This is a genomic window from Streptomyces sp. SID3212 (assembly GCF_009865405.1).
Lineage (GTDB): Bacteria > Actinomycetota > Actinomycetes > Streptomycetales > Streptomycetaceae > Streptomyces.
On the sequence record NZ_WWJY01000219.1, the window covers coordinates 1 to 3,848 of the forward strand.

Consider the following 3,848-nt stretch of genomic DNA (forward strand, 5'->3'; position numbering starts at 1 on the left):
GATCACCTCGGCGATCCGCCGGGCGGCGGCCCGGCCGCGCGCGCCGAGGCGTCCCGGGAGAGGAACGCCCCAGCGGTCGCCGTCCCAGCCCAGGCGCACGATGTCGGTGCCGCGCAGGCGCAGGGAGGTGTCGAAGCTGCGGCGCTGCGGCAGATAGCCGACCCGCTCGCCGGCTCCCCCGGGCCGTGCGCCGAGGACGCGTACCTCGCCCGCGGCGGCCGGCAGCACCCCGAGGAGGACCTTGACGAGCGTGGACTTGCCCACCCCGTTCGGCCCGAGCACGGCGGTGAACTCCCCCGCGCCGACCTCCAGGTCGACACCGGACCAGAGGGTGCGTCCGCCGACCCGTACCGCCGCGCCCCGGAGCGACACGGCGGAGGGTTCCGGTCCGGGGGGTTCGGTCCCGGCGCGGACGGGTGGGGCGGTCACTTTCCGGTGGCCTTGGCCAGTGCCTGCTGGATGCCCTGGAGCTGGCGTACCTGCCAGTCCTGGAACGACGCTCCGGCGGGGGTGAGGGTCTCGGTGACGGTGGCCACCGGGATGCCCTCGGCCTTGGCTGCCTTCACCTGCGCCTGTACGTCGGGGGTGGCGTTCTGGCTGTTGTAGACGTAGATCTTGATCTTCTTGTCCGCGATCTGCCGGTCGATGGCGGCCTTGTCCTTGGCGGTCGGGTCGGTGCCCTCGCTGATCGCGCTCAGGAACGAGTCGGGGGTGAGCATCGTGAGCCCGAGGCCGTCGGCGAGGGGGCTGACGATCGACTCGGAGGCGCCGATCGGGGTGCCCGCGTAGGTGCGCTTGATATCGGATATCAGCTGGTCGTACGGGGCGAGGGTGGTGCTGTCGTACGTGTTCCTGAGCCGGTCGAAGTCGGCGGCGTCGGCCGGGTCGATCTTCTTGTAGTCGGCGGTGATCCGGTCGATGACCTGGTGGACGTTGTCCGGCGAGTACCAGCGGTGGGGGTTGCCGCCGGGCCGGATCCCGACCAGGTCGCCGACCTCGAGGTCGGTGCGGCCGGTGGAGGGGCTGCCCGCGAGGAGCTTGTCGGCCCAGGCGTCGTAGCCGATGCCGTTGACGATCGTGTACTGCGCCCCGGCGACGGTACGGGCGTCGGCGGCGGTGGGTTCGTAGTCGTGCGGGTCGGCGTCGGGGCTGTTGATGATGCTCGTGACCTTCACGTGCGAACCGCCCAGTTGGGCGGCGACACTGCCCCAGAAGTTCTCCGCCGCGACGACCTGGATGGTCCTGCCGCCGTGGGCGCCGCCGGCGGCCGGGGACGGGTCGGCGGACGATCCGCCGCCGGAGGTGGACGAGGTGGAACAGGCGGCGGCGGCGACCGCGGCCAGGACGGCGACGCCGCCGAGGGCGAACCGGGTCGGCCGGCGCACGGCGGAACGGGGCGGAACTGCGTTCATGAAACGGGATCTCCTCAGGCAAGCCGGTCTGTATCGGTGGGACACCGGCGTTCCGGACGGGCCCGACGCTAGATGGAAACGACTTTCAACACCATGGGTCGTGGCTCAGATATGAAAATCATTACCACTTCTTGACCGCGTTCCCGGTCGCATTCCCGGTCGCGTTCCTGGTCGTGCACCTGGGGCTCTCGGGACCACGGGGATCGCATACTCTCGGGGCTGATCCCACCGGCAGAAGGGCACGTAGCGCCATGGACATGGAACTGAGCGGCAGAACAGCGGTCGTGACGGGCGCGGGCCGGGGCATCGGACTGGCCGTGACCCGGGCGCTGGCCGCCGAGGGTGCCCAGGTCGTCGCCGGCTCCCGTTCGGTCACCGACGAACTGGAGAAGCTGGCCGGGACGCACGCCGTCCATCCGGTGGCGGTGGATCTCGCGGCCCCCTCGGGGCCCGCCGACCTGATCGCGCGGGCGGTCGAACTCACCGGCGGGGTCGACATCCTCGTCAACAACGTCGGCGGGGTGCGCCCCCGCACCGAGGGGTTCCTGTCGGTCACGGACGAGGACTGGGACCACGCGCTGCTGGTCAACCTGATGACGGCGGTACGGACGATCCGGGCCGTCGTCCCGCACTTCCTCGACCGGGGCGCCGGGAACATCGTGACCATCAGCTCGGTGAACGCCGCGCTCCCCGATCCGCTGGTCGTGGACTACGGCGCCGCCAAGGCCGCGCTGACCAACGTCTGCAAGGCCGTGTCGAAGGAGTACGGACCGCGCGGGATCCGGAGCAACACGATCAGTCCGGGGCCCGTCTCCACGGCGCTCTGGCTCGGGGACGGCGGCGTCGCCGCCACCGTGGCGCGGGCGTCCGGGCAGGACCCGGCCGCCGTCGCCGAACACGCCGCGGGCGACTCGATCACCGGGCGTTTCACCCGCCCCGAGGAGGTCGCCGACCTGGTCGTCTGGCTGGCCGGCGGCCGGGCGTCCAACATCACCGGGTCCGACTTCGGCATCGACGGCGGGCTGATCACGACCGTCTGACCGGGGAGCCCGCCGTACGGTCCGCCACCCCGTGGCCGCCGGGCGGCGGGGGCCTCCCTCCGGCCGCGCGGAACCTCCCCGATGGTGTGAGACTGCCGGTGAGGAGGTAATACCGGTGGTCGCCGAATCTTCCGCGACGGGCCCCGGCTCCCGCCCCGAACTGGGACCGGGTCCCGGGCCGGGCGAGGCGCTGCTCGACAGGCTCCTCGGGGAGGCGCAGGGCGCGGCGCCGATGGATCTGCCGGACCTGGTGGACCGGTGTGCCGCGGCGATCGGTCTCCAGCAGCTCGCCGTGTACGTCATCGACCTCCAGCAGCGTCATCTCGTGCCGCTCACCGACGGACTGCCGTCCCTCGACGTGGACTCCTCGACAGCGGGTGAGGCGTACCAGACGCTCTCCCTCCAGATGGAGGAGAGCCACCGGGCCGACGAGCTGACCGCGTGGCTGCCGCTGGTCGACGGCGCGGAGCGGCTCGGTGTGCTCGGCATCCGTACGGCGGTGTTCGACGCCACCCGCCTGCGCCGCTGCCGCATGCTGGCCACCGTGCTCGCCATGGTGATCACCTCGAAGCGGGCGTACAGCGACAGCTTCGCGCGGCGGGCCCGTTCCGAGCCGATGCGGCTGCCCGCGGAGATGCTGCGCGCGTTCCTGCCGCCGCGGACCATCGGCAACACCAAGGTCATCTCGACGGGCGTGCTGGAGCCCGCGTACCGCATCGGCGGTGACGCGTTCGACCACTCGCTGACCCAGTCGACCCTGCACGCGGCGATCCTCGACTCCATGGGCCACAACCTGGCCTCGGGGCTGACCACCGCGGTCGCCATGGCGGGCTGCCGCAACGCCCGCCGGGCCGGCGCCGATCTGCCGCAGCTCGTCGACACGGTCGACCAGGCACTCGCGCAGTGGCTTCCCGATCAGTACTGCACCGGCATCCTCAGCCAACTCGACCTGAACAACGGCGTGTTCCGGTGGATCAACTGCGGGCATCCGCCGCCGCTGCTGATCCGCGACCGCCGGGTGCTCGGTCAGGCCCTGGAACGCACCCCGCAGCCGCCGATGGGCCTGGCGGCCCAGTTCTCCGACGCGCCGCACGAGGTCAACGAGGTGGCGCTGGAGGCGGGCGACCGGGTGCTGTTCTACACGGACGGGGTGACGGAGGCACGTGTCGACAGCGGCGCGCAGCTCGGCCTCGAACGCTTCACCGACTCGATCATCCGCGCGACCGCCTCGGGGAAACTGGCGCCGGAGGCCCTGCGCGTGCTGATCCACTCGATCCTGGACCGGCAGCAGAACCAGCTGCGCGACGACGCGACGATCCTCCTGATCGAGTGGCTGCCCGCCGGCCGGTGACCTCGCGGACACACCCTAGGGCGTGTCCGCGAAGTGGGGTCTGGC

The 3,848-nt window shown here is 71.9% G+C and carries 4 protein-coding genes; 2 read left to right on the forward strand and 2 right to left on the reverse strand.

Annotated elements, in window-relative coordinates:
• Positions 1–429 (reverse strand): ATP-binding cassette domain-containing protein (locus GT042_RS38770; RefSeq protein ID WP_345943696.1); only part of this gene is annotated, 429 nt, incomplete at its 3' end.
• Positions 426–1,412: a zinc ABC transporter substrate-binding protein gene (locus tag GT042_RS06415; protein WP_161307731.1), complete on the reverse strand. Its 987-nt coding sequence runs from the start codon at positions 1,410–1,412 to the stop codon at positions 426–428. The genes GT042_RS38770 and GT042_RS06415, both read right to left, overlap by 4 nt.
• A gap of 251 nt (positions 1,413–1,663) precedes the next feature.
• On the opposite strand from GT042_RS06415, the gene GT042_RS06420 reads away from it, so the two are divergent.
• Together GT042_RS06420 and GT042_RS06425 are read left to right on the forward strand one after the other, a co-directional pair.
• Positions 1,664–2,452 carry an SDR family oxidoreductase gene (locus GT042_RS06420; protein WP_161307732.1) on the forward strand — a complete coding sequence of 263 codons (789 nt, stop codon included), beginning with the start codon at positions 1,664–1,666 and terminating at the stop codon, positions 2,450–2,452.
• Between the two features lie 190 nt (positions 2,453–2,642).
• Positions 2,643–3,803, forward strand: coding sequence for a PP2C family protein-serine/threonine phosphatase (locus tag GT042_RS06425; protein WP_237530511.1), 1,161 nt, complete (start codon positions 2,643–2,645; stop codon positions 3,801–3,803).
• Positions 3,804–3,848 lie beyond the last annotated feature (45 nt).